Origin of the sequence: Streptomyces sp. NPDC058872, assembly GCF_042743065.1 — a bacterium.
Classification (GTDB): Bacteria; Actinomycetota; Actinomycetes; order Streptomycetales; family Streptomycetaceae; genus Streptomyces.
This window is the reverse complement of the sequence record NZ_JBHYMK010000040.1, coordinates 20597-35512: the sequence shown is the minus strand read 5'-3', so window position 1 is coordinate 35512 and position 14916 is coordinate 20597. Positions and strand designations below refer to the sequence as shown.

Genomic DNA, 14916 nt, shown 5'->3' with positions numbered 1-14916 from the left:
TCGGTCGGTCAGTCTTCGAACGCCATGAACAGGGCCCGGTGGTTGACCTCGGCGAGCCGCTCGGGGGCGTACTCGACGGGGTCGGCCGTGCGCAACGAGTCGAAGACGTGGTCGATGGCAGCGATCAGCCCCCAGACCTCGTGGTAGGCGGGCCAGCCGGGCGTTCCACGGCGGTGGTCCTCCTCGCGGGCGAAGAGGTAGGAGGCCCACTCCCGGCTCATGGGGTGTCGGTGGTGGTAGTCGTGGACCACGGTGTCGCCGGTGAGGACCAGGTAGCGCGACGGGAAGTGGATGAAGAGCATGCGCAGCCACCAGCGCGCCCACGCCGCGAACCGCCGGGCCGCCGGGAGCCCCGGTGAGGGGGCTCGTTCCCCGATGAAGATCGCGTTGGTGAGGCCGGCGAAGTACTCCTTGCCGCGCCGGAGCTGCTGGTCCGGCTGCGGGAAGGAGTGCTTGACGCACAGTCGGAAGACGTTGCTGATCTGGAAGAACAGGATCATCGGCAAGGCCCAGACCACCAGCACCACCGTCCACAGGTGCAGCCAGGTGACGACCGTGGCCGCCAGCGCGTACGCCAGGGTCGTGCCCACCCGCCACGCGGGGCCGGCATAGGCGTAGTACGAGCGGACACGGGCCACCAGGAAGCGGATGTGGAACCAGGGCGAGACGCAGGTGGCCAGCACCCTGCGCCACATCCGGGCCCGGCTCATGCCGGGGCGCAGCCTGAGCGTGACCAGGAACGCCTGGACCGTGGGGTCCCGGGTCGTCATGTGGTGCAGGGCGTGGTGGTCGCCGACGTGCTCGGCGCTGTAGCGGTCGAAGTCCTGGATCATCAGGGCCGCGGCGATCAGCCGGCCCACCAGTTCGTCGGGCCGGCGCTTGCGCCACATGTTCTGGTGGGCGCACTGGTGATAGATCATCATCCGCAGATTGCGGGCGCCGTGCAGGGTGGCCGCCCAGCCCGGCACCAGCAGCACCAGCAGCGGTCCACCGCCCGTCAGTGCGGCGACGCCGAGGGCCACGCCGAGGGCGCACGAGGTGAGGGCGTTCACCAGGTGGCGGGTGGGCGTGCGACGGACCGGCGCCTGTCCGGCGTAGGGCCGACCGGTCAGCAGGGTGAGCGGCGCGGCGAACACGCGCGGCAGCACCTGCATGGATTCGCGTACGGGGTCCGGCCGGCCGGGGCCGACCTCGGGTTGGGTACGCGGGGCGTTCACCTCGGACATCACCGATCTCTCTCCACTGGACTCTCCGGGCGGGTGACGCACCGCGTCACGCGTGCTGCCCGGCCTCCTGCTCCTCGGCGGCGGCGAGCAGGTCGTCCAGGACGTGGTCGAGCTGCTCGGGAGTGGTCTCCGGGTTGAGCAGCATGAGCTTCAGCCAGACCCTGCTGACCCCGTCCTCACCGGTGATGTGGGTGCGGGCGAGGAGGGACCGGCCCTCCTCCATCAGCCTGCGGCGCAGGCGCCCGTTGAAGGCGTCGGCCTCCGCGTCGCCGCCCTGCGGCGGGACGTAGCGGAAGAGGACCGCGGTGAGCGGTGGCTCGGCGTAGAGCTCCAGTCGCGGCTCGCGGCCGATCCGGGCCGCCGCGTGCAGCGCGAGCTCGTGGCAGCCGTCCACCATGGCGGCCATGGTGGTGGCGCCGAGGGTGCGCATGGTGACCGCGATCTTCAGGGCGTCGGAGCGGCGGGTGGTCTGCAGGGAACTGCCCTGCAGACCGATGTAGCCGGCGCAGGTGTCGTCGTCCGCGCTGAGGCAGGTGGTGGGCTGGAGCCCGAAGGAGATCAGGGTCTCGGCCCGGCGGACCAGCAGCACGGCCGAGGAGGCCGGGGACCAACCGAACTTGTGCAGGTCCACGGTGATCGAGTCGGCCTCGGCCAGGCCGTCGAGGAGGCCGCGCAGGCGGGGCGAGAACAGGGCGCCGGCGCCGTAGGCGGCGTCGGCGTGCAGCCAGACGCCGTGGCGGCGGGCGACGGCCGCCAGTTCCGGCAGCGGGTCGACGATGCCGAGGTCGGTGGAGCCGGCCACGGCGACCATGGCGACGGCGATCCGGTCCCCGGGGAGCTCGGTGAGGATCCGGTCCGCCTCTTCGGGGATCATCCGGCCGGTCTTGTCCACCGGCACGGTGATGATGTTCTCCTCGCCGATGCCGAGGATGCGCACCGCACGCTCGATGGAGAAGTGGACGCCGGCCGGGCAGAGCACGACGGGCTGCCCGTCCAGTGCACGCATCCCCCCGAGGAACGGGTAGTCACCGGTCTTCTCCGCGAGGACCGTGTCCCGGGCCATGGTCATGGCCATGAGGTTGGACACGCTGCCACCGGGGGTGAGGGTGCCGCCCGCCTCGTCGGGGTCGTACCCCGCCAGTTCGGCGAGCCGGGCGATGACCCAGCGGTCGAGCTCCAGGGCGAAGGGGCCGCTCTCCCAGGCGTGCAGGGACTGGTTGAGCACGGCGGCGACCAGTTCGGCGACGGCGGCGGAGTCGATCGGGGGCGGCTGCATGCGGGCGAGGGCTGCCGGGTGGGTGAGGTCGGCCGACCACTGCGCGTACGGGCGTATCAGCTCGGACAGGGCCGCCTCGGACCCCGCTCCGTCCGCCGGCAGCAGGGGGCCGCCGAGCGCTTCGCGTGCCGCCGCTTCGACCCTCGCCGGTCCGCCGGCAGCCACGGGGCCGGTGCGCTGCGCCGACACCTCCTGGAGCAGGTCGATGGCCGAGTTCATCAGGGCCCGGACGCTTTCCAGGCCGGCGGCGGTTCCTGCGGTGCGGAACCGGGGTCCGGGTGCGGACGTGGACACGAGGGATCTCCTCTGCGATGGCGGTGTGCCGCACTCGGATCGAGGACGGCGTACGACGGTGGCCGGGTGCCGTGGACGGGCTCGGCGCGGGCCGGGGGGCGACCGGTGACCGGACCGGACCGGACGGGACCGGACCGGACCGGGACGGCGGGACGGGAAGGGAGGGAGGGGGCGGCGTGGGGTGGTGTTCAGACCGCCTCGGCAACGGGATCGGCTTCCGGCTGGGAGGGGAAGTCCCTGAGCTGGGGCACGGGCGAGAACACCACCCACAGCAGTGCCGTGAGGAAGCCGGCGGCCGTCACCCACAGGGTGGTGCGCAGGCCGACGGCGTCGCCGAGCAGTCCGCCGGCCAGCGCACCGAGCGGGAGCGGCCCCCAGGCGATGAACCGGCAGCCCGCGTTCACCCGGCCCAGGAGGCGGTCCGGCGTGATCGCCTGGCGCAGGCTGACGACGTGGATGGTCGACATGGTGGAACCGATGCCGCAGCAGGCGAAGGCCGTGACGTACAGGGCGTACGACAGCGGGCCGGTGCCGGGGGCCAACGGGATGAGCAGCGGTGCCGCGCAACACAGCACCAACTCGGCGACCACGGCGCGACCGAGGCCGAGCCGGTTCTTCAGCCAGGTCGCGGCGACGGCGCCGGTCAGCGAGCCGATGGCGCCCACGCCCAGGACGAGGCCGATGGTGGAAGGGCCCATGCCCAGTTCCCGCGCCGCGTACAGCACGAAGACGGTCTGCAGCGCCATCCAGCAGAAGTTGTACGTGCCCGCTTCCAGCGCGATGGCCCGGATGGAGCCGTTGCGCAGGACCATGCGCAGCCCCTCGGCGATGCTCCGTGCCGTGGAGGGCTTCTCCTCGGGGACCTCCGGAGGGGGTTCCGGCCTCCGGATGGCGAGCAGGCTCACCACGGAGACGGCGTACGAGAAGGCATTGGCGAGCAGGGCGACCGGTGCGGTCAGCCAACCGACGAGCAGTCCGGCGAAGCCGGGTCCACCGATCTGGGCGAGGGAGTTGCTGGCCTGGAGCTTGCTGTTGCCCTCCACGAGGTGCTCCCGCCGGATGAGCGAGGGCAGGTACGACTGGTAGGAGACGTCGAAGAGCACGGTGAGCACGCCGACGAGCAGCGCCGTCACGTACAGGTACTCGAGCCTCAGCAGCCCCAGGTAGGCGCAGAGCGGCACGCTGCCCACCAGCAGGCCGCGGCCGATGTTGCTCCAGATCATCAGGGGCCTGCGGCGCCTGCGGTCGACCCACACCCCGATGAACAGGGTCGCGCCGAGGAAGGGGGCGAACCCCGCGGCGTTGAGCAGGCCCAGTTGCGTCGACGACGCCTGGAACTGGTAGACCGCGGCCAGCGGCAGTGCGAGCTGGGTGATCTGTGCGCCCATCAGCGACACCGACTCCCCGCCCCAGAGCTTCAGGAAGTCGGCGTCCCGCCACAGTCCACCGGGACGCGGGGCGGTCACGCCTCGCCCTCCGCCTCGTCGGTGACGTGGTAGCAGCAGCCGATCTGGGCTCCGTTGGACATGCTGACGATGCCGACCCGGGGGTCGGGGGTGCCGCGCACCAGCATGCCGGAGTAGGCACCGCCGACCATGAGGACGCCGTAGGCGACGACCATGCGTTCGAAACCGGTTCCGTCCTCGGCGACGAAGCGCTCGGCGACGGGCAGGACGCGCTCCTGGACGACGAAGGGCCCGCCGACCGCGCCCCGGACGTGCCCCTCCCACTCCTCCTGGCTGACGCTCCAGCCCGGGATCACTCCGACGCCGCCGTACAGCAGGGTGGGCTTGAGCGCCAGGCCGTCCTTGTGCTCCAGGACGTAGGGGATCAGGTCGACGGTGCCGCCCTCGCGGTGCACCTTCTCGTCGCGCAGGAAGCGCGTCCAGGGCAGGATCCGTTCCACCAGGTCGAGTTCCTCGCTGGTGAAGGCACCGCGGTTGCGCTCGTCACTGAGCATGGCGAGGCTGCCCTTGTTGCCGTACAGCTCGCAGTCCAGGCCGGCGAAGAGGAACGTGTGCCCGTCGTGCACGGCGTCGAGGAGCGGGTCGACCAGGTCGCGGCTGCGCTGCTCGTCGGCCATCTCACCGGGCAGGAAGATCCGGTACACCACGTCGACCTTGCGCCCGTGCACGTGCGGAACGCCGTCGCGGTACTCGAACTCGCCCAGGCTGCACACCACGGCGTCGAAACCGTGCCGCAGCCAGTCGGGGACGACGAAGTCCAGCCACGGCTTGGTGTAGGCGTAGCCGTCGGGCCATTCGGTGAGGGCGAGGACCGGTCGGGCGGGCAGGGCGAAGCCGGCGTCCGCGGCCTCGGCGCGCAGAACGTCGGCGATCCGCCCGATGGGGTCCGGGTGGGTCAGCCGCTCGGCGCGGGCGAAGTCCTGGAAGGCCCGGTTGCGATCGGCAGGCCGGGAGAACTCGCCCATCTGCCAGCCGCCCAGGGAGCTGCCGGTGTTCAGCTCCATCAGCTTGAAGCCGCCGGGCTCGCGGTACATGTCGGCCCGGGACATGGCGGGCATCCGCCGGCCCGCGCCGCGCATCACCAGGTCGACCTGGGTGTCCGTCATGCCGACGGCGCGGGCGAAGGCCCGGCGGTCGCCGTCGAAGAGCCGGTCCGGGATGGTCGTCAGCAGGGTGAACAGACCGTTGAGATCGGCCTCGAGGCGGAGCCGGTCCGAGGAGTCGAGGAAGACCGGCCGGTTCAGCGCCTTGCCGCCGCCCGCTCCGTAGCCGTTCCAGTCGTTGCGCAGCTGGGGGACGACCATGTCCGCCGGCTGCCGCTCGGCGGACAGGTAGCGCCGGGTGACCGGGTTCTCCATGAGTGCGCCGAGTCCGTCGAGCGGGGAGCCGCCGAGGACCGGCCGGATCTCGGCCTCCGCCCGGTCGAGCGCCGTGGTGCAGGCCCGCTCGTCCTCGCCGGCCGCGATCACGGCGGCGGTCCGCGGGGTGAGCGCCCGCGGCGGCAGGAGCAGCTCGTCGCCCGGTGCGGCCAGCGGCACCACGTCCGTCACGCCGGGGACCTCGGCGGCCTGCCCGAGGTCCAGTCCCTCCAGGACGCCGTCGTGCGGCGGGTAGAGGAAGCGCACTTCGGCGTACCGGTCGTGGCGGGGCGCGAGGTCCGGCACGCGGCCGGATGCGAGGGCGGCGCCGGCCAGGGTGAGGTCGATGCCCCGGGCGAGCGTGCCCAGGTACGGGATGAGGTCGCCGCCGAGCCGACCGTTGAGCTCGATCAGCCGGCAGCCGGAGGGGGTCAGACGGATCTCGGTGTGGGTGATGCCCCGGTCGATGCCCAGGGCGCGGTGGGCGTTCCTGACGAGGGCTTCGGCCTCCTCGGCCCAGGGCTCGTGGCGCCAGGGGCCGACCAGATGGCCGACCTCCTCGAAGGCGGGGTCGTGGCCGAGGCGCTTGCGGGCGACGAAGACCGGCTCCGCCTCGCCGTCGATCACGCAGCTGTCCACGCTGATCTCGGGCCCCGTGAGGTACTCCTCGACGAGCACGCCGTGCTCGGTGCGGATGCCGGGGAACGTCGTGCCGGCCACCTGGGCGTAGGCGTCGGCGAGTTCCGACGGGGTGCGGACCAGGGTGACCCCCATGCTGCCGGCCAGGGACCGCGGCTTCAGCACGACCGGGTAGCCGATCTCGGCCGCGCCGGCGGCTGCCTGCTCGGCGCTGTGCACCAGTCGGTGGCGCACCCCGGGCAGACCGGCCCGGTCGAGCAGCGACCGGGTGGTGTACTTGTCCCGGCAGGCCTCCGCCGCCGCCGCCGAGAGGTGCGGCAGGCCGAGCTCCTCGGCGACCCGGGCGGTGGCGATCAGGGAGAGCTCGTCCCAGGTGAACAGACCGGCCGGCGCCTGCTCGGAGTCGGCCTCGGCGGCCTCCGCGTGGAGCTCCTCGACCGCCGCGCGCAGGGGCTCGGCGCGGGTGGTGTCGGCGATCCGGTAGGCCGATACGTAGGGCTTCTCCCAGGTCAGTTCCTGGGAGGTCACCAGGGAGATCTCGTACTCCCGGGCGAGGGAGGCCATCGCGTACTCGCGATAGGCCCTCAGTCGGCTTCCCACGACGACGAGTCGGGGGCGGCGCTCTTGCATCCGGTGTTCACACTTTCTGTCGTCGAAGGAGGTCAGCGAGGCAGGGGCCGGCAGGTCACGGCGAACGATTCGGCGGTCTTGCGAAGGGCCGCCTCGACCGCCCGGCTGGAGGTCCCGCGGAAGCGGAAGCGTGCCGCCACGTGCTCGTAGCCGCCCGCCGCGGGGACCACCTGTCCCGGTCCGGGGACCGCCCGTGCATAGGGCCCGTCGGGCGCGGCCGGGGCGGACCAGCTCACCGCGGTGACTTCGCAGGGGGGCGGGACGGGCAAGGGCAGCAGCAACCAGCCGGCGGTGGTGTGCCGCTCGTCGGCGTGCCGCCCGTCCGTGGGCGCGGTGGCCACCGCCGTCACGACCGGCGGGCGTCCGAGCTGGATGTCGGCGGCCGCGGCCATCAGGTCGAGGCCGTGGACCTCCCGCCACACGAAGGGGATCTCCCCGCCCCCGACCCGGGCGCCGGCTTCCAGGAACACCGGGCGGGGCGTCCCGTCCTCGGCCCTGCCCAGGAACGCCTCCAGGTGGAACACCCAGGGCCGGCCGTCGCCGAGGGCCTCGGCCACGGCGGCGGTGAAACCGCCCAGCGCCGTCAGGACTTCCGGTTCGTCGACCTCGACCGAACCCAGGAAGCTGCCCTTGGTGAAGGACTCGCAGTTGTTCACGTACCGCGAGACGCGGAAGGGGCCGAGGGCGTCGCCGGTCCAGAGCCCGTCGATGTGCAGGATGGCATCGGGGACGAAGCACTGCACGATGCGCGGCTCGTGCCGGCCGGGCCGGAACATCGCCTCGTGGGCGTCGAGTTCGTCCGTGTCGCGCAGCAGCACGACCCCCCTGCTGGCGGTGCCGCGCCGGGGCTTGAGCACGACCGGCCAGCCGTGCCGTCCGGCGAAGGCCCGGACGTCCTCGACCGTGTCGGCGGAGGCGTACGCGGGCACCCGCACCCCTGCGGAGTCGGCCAGGCGGACCATGGCGAGTTTGTCGCGGAAACGATTCAGCTCTTCGGGCGTCTGGCCCGGCAGACCGAAGGCCACCCGCAGCTCGGCGGCGGTGTCGAGGTCGCCCTCGTTCAGCGCCACCAGGCGGCTCGCCGGACCGAACCGCGCGACGAGGTCGGCGACCGCAGCCGCCGTCTCGGTCCGGTCGTCGGTGGCCGCGACGATCCGTACCGCCGCGGCGTCCTCGGGAACCGAGGACAGGCCCAGCTCGGTGGTGACGTAGCTGACCCGCAGCTCTCGGTGGTCGAGATAGGCGTCGTACCGGGCGTGGCGGTCCCGCCACCGGTGCAGCACCACCACGTGCTCCCGGTCCGTGCCCGCGCTCGTGCTCATGCCGGCGTCTCCTCGTCCGACGTCGCGAGGCGCGCGTGGGCCACCATGATCTGGCCCAGCGCGATGCCCCCGTCGTTGGTGGGCACCTGCTGCTGGCAGTACGCGCGGAAGCCGGCGCGTCGCAGCTCCACCAGGCAGTTCACGAGCAGGAACTCGTTGAGGAAGACCCCTCCGGAGAGCACCACCTGGGCGGGGGCCTGCGGACCCTCGGCGTCCCGCACGGCCCGGCAGCGCTCGACGACCATGTCGACGACCCCCGAGTGGAACCGTCGGCTGATCTCCGCACGGTCGACGCCCGCGGCGAGGTCCGCGGCCAGGGCCCGCACCACCGGCCGGGGGTCGATCTCGACGGCCGCCGCGCCGTCCTGGATCCCGAACCGGTAGCGCGTCTGCGGGGCCGCCATGGAGAGGTCCCTGCCGAGCAGTCCCTCCCACTCGATCGGCCCCTGGGCCTCGTACTCGGCGTGGGTGGTGACGTCCAGCAGCGCGGCGACGCCGTCGAACAGCCGGCCCATGCTGGAGGCCAGCGGGGCGTTGACGCCGCGCCGGGCCATGGTGGCGAAGACGTGCAGTTGCTGCTCGTCCCACCGGGCCAGCACGGGGAAGGCCTCCACCGCCGCCCGCGGATCACCGAGGGCGTCCAGGGCCAGCGCGAACCCGGTCCTCACCGGCTCCTTGACGGCGCGGTCGCCTCCCAGCAGGGGAACGGTGCGCAGGTGGGCGACCCGGCGAGCCTCGCGGTAGCCGCCGAGCAGGAACTCGCCGCCCCACGTGGTGCCGTCCGGGCCGTAGCCCGCCCCGTCGAAGACCACCCCCAGGGCAACGCCGGTCAACCGGTTCTCCGCCATGCAGGAGGCCATGTGCGCGTGGTGGTGCTGCACCTGGACGACCCGGCGGTACGCGGCGCCCTCCTCCTCCAGCGCCAGCCGTGTGGCCCGGAACTGCGGATGCAGGTCGACGGCCGCGTCCCGCGGCGTCAGCGCGTGAAGGCCGGCGAGGTGGCGGGCGGTCTGCTGGTGCGACTCCCACGTCTCGTCGTTCTTCAGGTCGCCGATGTGCTGGCTCAGATAGACCCGGGTGCCTTGGGACAGCGCCACGGTCGTCTTCAGCTCGGCCCCGAACGCGACCGTCGGAGCCAGCTCGACGCCGACCTCCACGGGGTAGGGGGCATAGCCGCGGGCCCTGCGCAGGAAGCTGACCAGGGGCGCGTCCAGTTCGGGGTGGTCGGAGCACCGGACGAGCGAGTCGTCGACCCGGATCTCGATGTCCCGGTCGTTGTACAGGATCAGATCGGCGATGCCGAAGAGGTGCTCCAGCGCCTCCTCGTTGCGGTGCGCGATCGGGTACCCCGAGATGTTGCCACTGGTCATCACCAGCGCGTCCAGACCCTCGTCCGCCAGCAGCAGATGGTGCTGGGGCGCAGAGGGCAACATCACCCCGATGTTCGGGTTGCGGGGGGCGATCGCCTCCGGCAACCCGCCCGGCTTCTTGCGCACGAGCACGATGGGGCGCGAGGACGAGGCGAGGAGCTCCGCCTCGGCCGGACCGATCTCGGCGAATCCGGACGCGGTGTCCAGGTCACGGGCCATGACGGCGAAGGGCTTGGAGTCCCGACGCTTGCCGGCCCGCAGGCGGTGCACCGCCTCCTCGTCGCGGGCGTCGACCGCCAGGTGGAAACCGCCGACGCTCTTGACCGCGACGATCCGCCCCTGCCGCAGGGCCGTGACGGCCCGTGACAGCGCCTCCTCGCCGTACCGGAGGTCTCCCTCGGCGTCGGCCAGCAGGAGTCGGGGACCGCAGTCCGCGCAGGCGTTGGGCTGCGCGTGGTAGCGGCGGTCGAGCGGATCGCCGTACTCCTGCGCGCACGGCGGACACATGGTGAAGTCCGCCATGGTGGTCTGCGCGCGGTCGTAGGGCAGCGCCTTCACGATGGAGTAACGCGGTCCGCAGTTGGTGCAGTTGATGAAGGGGTAGCGATAGCGTCGGTCGTTCGGATCGCGGAGTTCGGCGAGGCAGTCGGCGCACACGTGGCCGTCCGCGGGGACGATGGTGTCCTTGCTGCCGGTGTGCACACTGGTCCGGATGACGAACTCGGCCGGCAGGTCTGCCTCCAGGGGCAGTTCCCGTACGTGGACACCGGTGACCCGCGCCTGCGGCGGGGCCTGGTCGGTGAGCTCCGCGAGGAACGCCGCCACGGCCTCCGGCGGGCCGGTCACCTCGGTGAGCACGCCCTCCGGGTCGTTGAGGACCCATCCCGTCAGGCCGTGGGCGTGTGCCGCCTTGTAGACGAAGGGGCGGTACCCGACGCCCTGCACCACTCCGGTGACGCGGGCGAGGCGGCGCACCGGCGTTGCGCCGGGAGTACGGGAAGCCCCGCTCTCGCCCGCGACGGGCTCACTCCGTCGCGGGCCGTGGACATCCTGTTCGGTGGTCGTCATCGGTCAGCAGAGCCTGGGGAGTTCAGCGCCCAGCAGCTCCTCGACCACGGAGTCGCGGCCGTCGGCGTCCCGCATGAGGACGAGCGCTCCCGACTGCTCGGTGACCTCACCGATGGAGACCGCGTCCGCGCCGTACTTGTGGGCGCGCAGCGCGTCCAGGACCTTCTGCTCGGCGGACGGGTCGACGAACAGGCAGACGCATCCCTCGTTGGCGGAGTGGATCGGGTTGATGCCCAGCATGTCCGTGGCCATGAGGGTCTCGAACTGGATCGGGAGGGCCTCCTGATCGATGCGGATGGTCCGGTCGACCGCCTCCGCGTACTCGTGCAGGACGGCCGCGAGACCGCCTCGGGTGACGTCGCGCACGGAACGCACGTCACCCTCGTCGACGGCGGCGAAGAGCTCGTCGAGCATGCCGTTGACCGGGGCGCAGTCACTGAGGACGCGCTGCTCGAATCCGAGGCCCTCGCGGATCGAGAGCAGGTGCACGGTGTGGTTGCCGATCGGACCGCTGAGGATCACGCGGTCGCCCGGCCGGACGTTGCGCATCCTCAGCGGCGTCCGCTCGAACACTCCCACGCCGGCGGTGTTGAGGTAGATCTGGTCCGCCTCGCCCTTGCGCACCACCTTGGTGTCGCCGCACACGATCTGCACGCCGGCCTCACGCGCGGTTTCCCGGATCGAGGTGAGGACCTGCACCAGTCGGGCGATGGGCAGGCCCGTCTCCAGGATCATGCCCAGGGTGAGGTAGAGCGGCTTGGCACCCACCACGGACAGGTCGTTGACCGTCCCGCAGACCGCGATCTTGCCGATGTCCCCGTTGCCGAAGAAGGGCGGGTCGACGACGAACGAGTCGGTGGTCATGGCTATCTGCCCGGTGGTGACGGGCAGCATCGCGCTGTCCTCCATCTCGCCGATGTAGACATCGCCGAGGGTCTCCACGATCAGTGCGAGCAGCTCATGGCTGAGCTGGGTGCCGCTGCCGTGGTCGAGAACGACTTCACCGAGGTCGGTTGCCGGGGTAGTCACGGGTTTCCCTTCGGGGGCGTAGGGGGTGGAGGCGCTGAACCGCGCGGTGGAAGGGAGGGGTCAGGGGAGGATCTTGACGACCTTGCGGGCCAGCTCGCCCTCGCGGTCGAGGGTGGCGAGGATCTCGTCGGAGTCGGCGACCGTCGCGCAGTAACCGCTGAGCCATTCCAGCGAGCGGTCACGGGCCTCGGGGTCACCGGAGACCACGCAGTCGGAGGGGACCCAGATGTTGTACCCGCGGAAGAACGCGTCGGCCGCGGTGGTCTGGACGCAGATCTGCGTCTGCAGGCCGGTGACGAGGACGGTGTCCACGCCGTTCTTCTGCAGCAGGTCGTGCAGCTCCGTCTCGTAGAAGCCGCTGTCCTTGTTCTTCTCGACGACCGTGTCGGAGGGGTCGAGGAAGTCCTTCAGGATGGCCGCGCCCTCGCTGCCCCGCTGCAGCGGCAGGGTTCCGTCGAAGTCCCGCTCCACGTTGGGGTCGTCGGGCAGGTTCACCAGCTGAAGGTGGTAGATGCCGTGCCCGCGACGGCGCATCTCCTCCAGGAAACGGACGAAACGGGGCTGAGCCTCGGCCATGGCGGCGGTCCGCTCGGGCGTCTTGTGGACGACGTCGGCCTGCAGGTCGTTGGTGAGTACGGCGATCTTGCCCATGGGGTTCCTCGCGTGGTTCGGAGCGCGACTGAGCGCGACCCGGCCGTCCGTGGGTACGGGACGGCAGGCCGGAGCAATCGGCGAATGCTGCTGGTCGTGGAAGAAGTGACACGCCGGTCAAGCGGTCACGGACACTGCTGGTTGAGAGGGGCTGGCCTTCCCGGCGCAAACGATGGTCGGTCACATGCGGCCCGGGGCGGAGTGTCGGAGATCCCCAAGCGGGGCTGACCTTTGCATATCTTCCACAAGCCCGTCAATAACCAGCCACAGTCGTGAAGTTAGCCAGGACCGGAAGGTCCCCCTCCGCGCGCGCACAGGAGCGGAAACCCCGCTCCGCCGCGTCCCTGGCGGTCGTCCGTGCGGAGGGAGGCGGGGAAACCACGGCCGGCATCCACAAGGGTCTTGACCTGCGGACCTCAGCGCGTGATGATCTCGATCGGCTGGCGGGAGCCCGCCGCTGTTTTGCACTTCAAGGACACTCCGGTGGCGCGTTCGCGTCTCCGGCGCGAGCTGTCGTCGCTACAGGGACGGGCCGCACATCCGCAGGAAGGCCTGTCTCAAAATGACACCAGTTCCGAGAGCGCCGTCGCCCACTCCGCGGCCGCGGCGCGTTCGAGAGCGCCGTCCGCGTTCTCGGACCGGCGCAGAGCCGGGAGACCTCGCTCTCACAGATGTCGGTGTCCGCTCCCAAGGCCCTGAACAGGCCGTCGGTGCTGCGGCGTTGCCGAAACACGATCCGGTGCATCCAGCGGGAGCTCGGTCCGCATGTGGTTCGCGACCTGTCAGCCGCCGATCATCCGCACGTACGCGTCCAGCACGAACGCCACAGACGTCCTGTCCGCCACCCGCAGCTGATCAGGCCGTGAAGCCGTGAAGCCGTGATCGACCAGGTCCGGCGGCCGGGGTGCCGACGGGGCCGGCCGCGGACGACGCCCTCCAAGCCCGGCTCGGCCATCAGCCGCTCGACCGTGCAGCAGGCCACGACGACGCCTTCGCACGACCGTCTCTTCTCCTCAGCCGGCCGTCGCCTGCCCGGTCTCGGCCCCGTCCACCGGTACGAGACCGTCGGGCTGCGGACCCGTGAAGGCCTGGCGGCAGCGGACGAGCAGCTCCCGCAGCGCCGGGCTCTTGGTGGGCGCGGAGATCAGGGCGAGGACGGCGGGGATGTCGGCGTCGCCGAGGGCGACCGTCCGCAGTCCCTCGTACGACGCCACCATGGACTCGGAGAGCACCGCCACCCCGAGCCCGCGTTCGGCGAGGGTGAGCACCGTGCCCGGCGCGCTCGCCTGGAGGGCGACGGTCGGGTCGAGGCCGAGCGCGGCGCACGCCTGGTCCAGAACCGCGCGGATGCCGGTCCCCCGCGGCAGGCAGATGATGGGGTACGTGCTGAGTTCGGCGAGCGTGATCCGGTCCCGTTCGGCCAGCGGATGGCCGGGCGGCACGGCCGCGACGATCCGCTCGCTGATGACCTGCCACCCGTCCAGGTCCTCGGGTGGTTGGCCCGCCGCACCGATGAGCGCCAGGTCGAGGGACCCCGCCCGCACCTGCTCGACGAGTCTGCTGGAGTCGTCCTCCACCAGGCTGATCTCGACGCCCGGGTGGGCGAGGTGGAAACCGGCCAGCGCATCGAACAGCGGGGTGACGGTGCAGGCGGTGACCATGCCGACGACGAGCCTGCCGCGGACGAGGCCGTTCACCTCGTCCACCGCGTGGCGCAGCGACTCCACCGCGGCCAGCACGGACCGCGCGTGGTCGAGCGTGACCTCGCCGACGGCGGTCAGCGCGGCACTGCGGCCGGACCGGTCGATGAGAGTGGCCCCGAGATCTTTTTCCAGCTGTCGGATCTGCGCGCTGATTCCGGGTTGACTGATGTGCATCCGTTCGGCGGCGCGGGTGAAGTTGGCTTCTTTGGCAACGGCAAGGAAGTACTTCAACTGCCTGAACTCCATAACCTCTCATTATAGCCGCCATCATGACGATTGATTGGACTCGGCTGGAGAGACCGCTGGAAAATGGCCGAGCCGGAACTCGCCCCACAGGAAAGGATCGTCGTGCCCGAGAACGAGAAGGCCATGGAACCGGAGGACCTCACCCGCCTCTTCGTCGAGCGCGCCAACGCCGGCGACGCCGACGGCCTCGCCGCGCTGTACGAGGAGGACGCGGTGATGGCCTACCCACCGGGCAGCACCACGGTCGGTCGGGAAGCCATTCGCCAGCTGTGGGAGAAGGTGCTGGCCCACGCACCGAAGTTCGAGCAGGAGGAGCCGCTTCCCACGCTCGTCCGCGGTGACATCGCGCTCACCTCCACGCCGCCGAAGGACGGCTCGGGCGCCCGCGCGCAGGTGGTCCGGCGGCAGCCGGACGGCAGTTGGCTGCGCATCCTCGACCAGCCCGAGTTCCGCCCGCCCACACACTGAGCCGCGACGGCTACGGCCGGGTGTCGCCCTCGGCTCCCGGCACCTTCCGGCCACCGTCGCCGGAGCACAGCTCTCTTTCCAGAATGGTTAGTTGATGCACCGCTCACGCCGGATGCGGTGCACCACAGGACCGGGGCGGTACGGGGGGCGCACCGCGGTGGTGCACACGC

At 71.6% G+C, this 14916-nt stretch carries 10 protein-coding genes; 1 reads left to right on the top strand and 9 read right to left on the bottom strand.

The features are described 5' to 3' along the window. Positions 1-8: 8 nt before the first annotated feature. The 9 genes from ACFW22_RS23925 to ACFW22_RS23885 form a co-directional block, all read right to left on the bottom strand. Positions 9-1226 (bottom strand): fatty acid desaturase, encoded by a 1218-nt coding sequence (locus ACFW22_RS23925; RefSeq protein WP_386408121.1) that lies wholly within the window; start codon positions 1224-1226, stop codon positions 9-11. Between the two features lie 46 nt (positions 1227-1272). Further along, entirely contained in the window at positions 1273-2796 is a 1524-nt protein-coding gene (locus ACFW22_RS23920; RefSeq protein ID WP_386408119.1) for a pyridoxal phosphate-dependent decarboxylase family protein, read from the bottom strand. Positions 2797-2984: 188 nt separating this feature from the next. Next, positions 2985-4262, bottom strand: coding sequence for an MFS transporter (locus ACFW22_RS23915; RefSeq protein WP_386408117.1), 1278 nt, complete (start codon positions 4260-4262; stop codon positions 2985-2987). Further along, positions 4259-6889 carry an ATP-grasp domain-containing protein gene (locus ACFW22_RS23910; RefSeq protein ID WP_386408115.1) on the bottom strand — a complete coding sequence of 877 codons (2631 nt, stop codon included), beginning with the start codon at positions 6887-6889 and terminating at the stop codon, positions 4259-4261. The genes ACFW22_RS23915 and ACFW22_RS23910 overlap by 4 nt, the downstream gene beginning before the upstream one ends. Before the next feature lie 32 nt (positions 6890-6921). After that, positions 6922-8211 carry an acetyl-CoA carboxylase biotin carboxylase subunit family protein gene (locus tag ACFW22_RS23905; RefSeq protein ID WP_386408113.1) on the bottom strand — a complete coding sequence of 430 codons (1290 nt, stop codon included), beginning with the start codon at positions 8209-8211 and terminating at the stop codon, positions 6922-6924. Further along, positions 8208-10649, bottom strand: a complete 2442-nt coding sequence (hypF, locus tag ACFW22_RS23900; protein WP_386408111.1) for a carbamoyltransferase HypF — start codon at positions 10647-10649, stop codon at positions 8208-8210. The genes ACFW22_RS23905 and hypF overlap by 4 nt, the downstream gene beginning before the upstream one ends. 3 nt (positions 10650-10652) lie before the next feature. After that, entirely contained in the window at positions 10653-11678 is a 1026-nt protein-coding gene (hypE, locus tag ACFW22_RS23895; protein ID WP_386408109.1) for a hydrogenase expression/formation protein HypE, read from the bottom strand. Positions 11679-11738: 60 nt separating this feature from the next. Beyond that, entirely contained in the window at positions 11739-12329 is a 591-nt protein-coding gene (locus ACFW22_RS23890; RefSeq protein WP_386408107.1) for a cysteine hydrolase, read from the bottom strand. 1013 nt (positions 12330-13342) lie between these two features. Beyond that, on the bottom strand, positions 13343-14278 hold the full coding sequence (locus ACFW22_RS23885; protein WP_386408105.1) for a LysR family transcriptional regulator: 936 nt from the start codon (positions 14276-14278) through the stop codon (positions 13343-13345). A 102-nt stretch (positions 14279-14380) separates the two neighbouring features. Between ACFW22_RS23885 and ACFW22_RS23880 the strand changes: the two genes are divergently transcribed. Next, positions 14381-14746: a YybH family protein gene (locus ACFW22_RS23880; RefSeq protein WP_386408104.1), complete on the top strand. Its 366-nt coding sequence runs from the start codon at positions 14381-14383 to the stop codon at positions 14744-14746. The last annotated feature ends 170 nt before the right edge of the window (positions 14747-14916 follow it).

Bases quoted from the DNA above. Each gene is read 5' to 3' on its own strand.
- ACFW22_RS23925 (WP_386408121.1), bottom strand. From the start codon at position 1,226: ATGTCCGAGGTGAACGCCCCGCGTACCCAACCCGAGGTCGGCCCCGGC.
- ACFW22_RS23910 (WP_386408115.1), bottom strand. From the start codon at position 6,889: ATGCAAGAGCGCCGCCCCCGACTCGTCGTCGTGGGAAGCCGACTGAGG.
- ACFW22_RS23905 (WP_386408113.1), bottom strand. From the start codon at position 8,211: ATGAGCACGAGCGCGGGCACGGACCGGGAGCACGTGGTGGTGCTGCAC.
- hypF (WP_386408111.1), bottom strand. From the start codon at position 10,649: ATGACGACCACCGAACAGGATGTCCACGGCCCGCGACGGAGTGAGCCC.
- ACFW22_RS23890 (WP_386408107.1), bottom strand. From the start codon at position 12,329: ATGGGCAAGATCGCCGTACTCACCAACGACCTGCAGGCCGACGTCGTC.
- ACFW22_RS23885 (WP_386408105.1), bottom strand. From the start codon at position 14,278: ATGGAGTTCAGGCAGTTGAAGTACTTCCTTGCCGTTGCCAAAGAAGCC.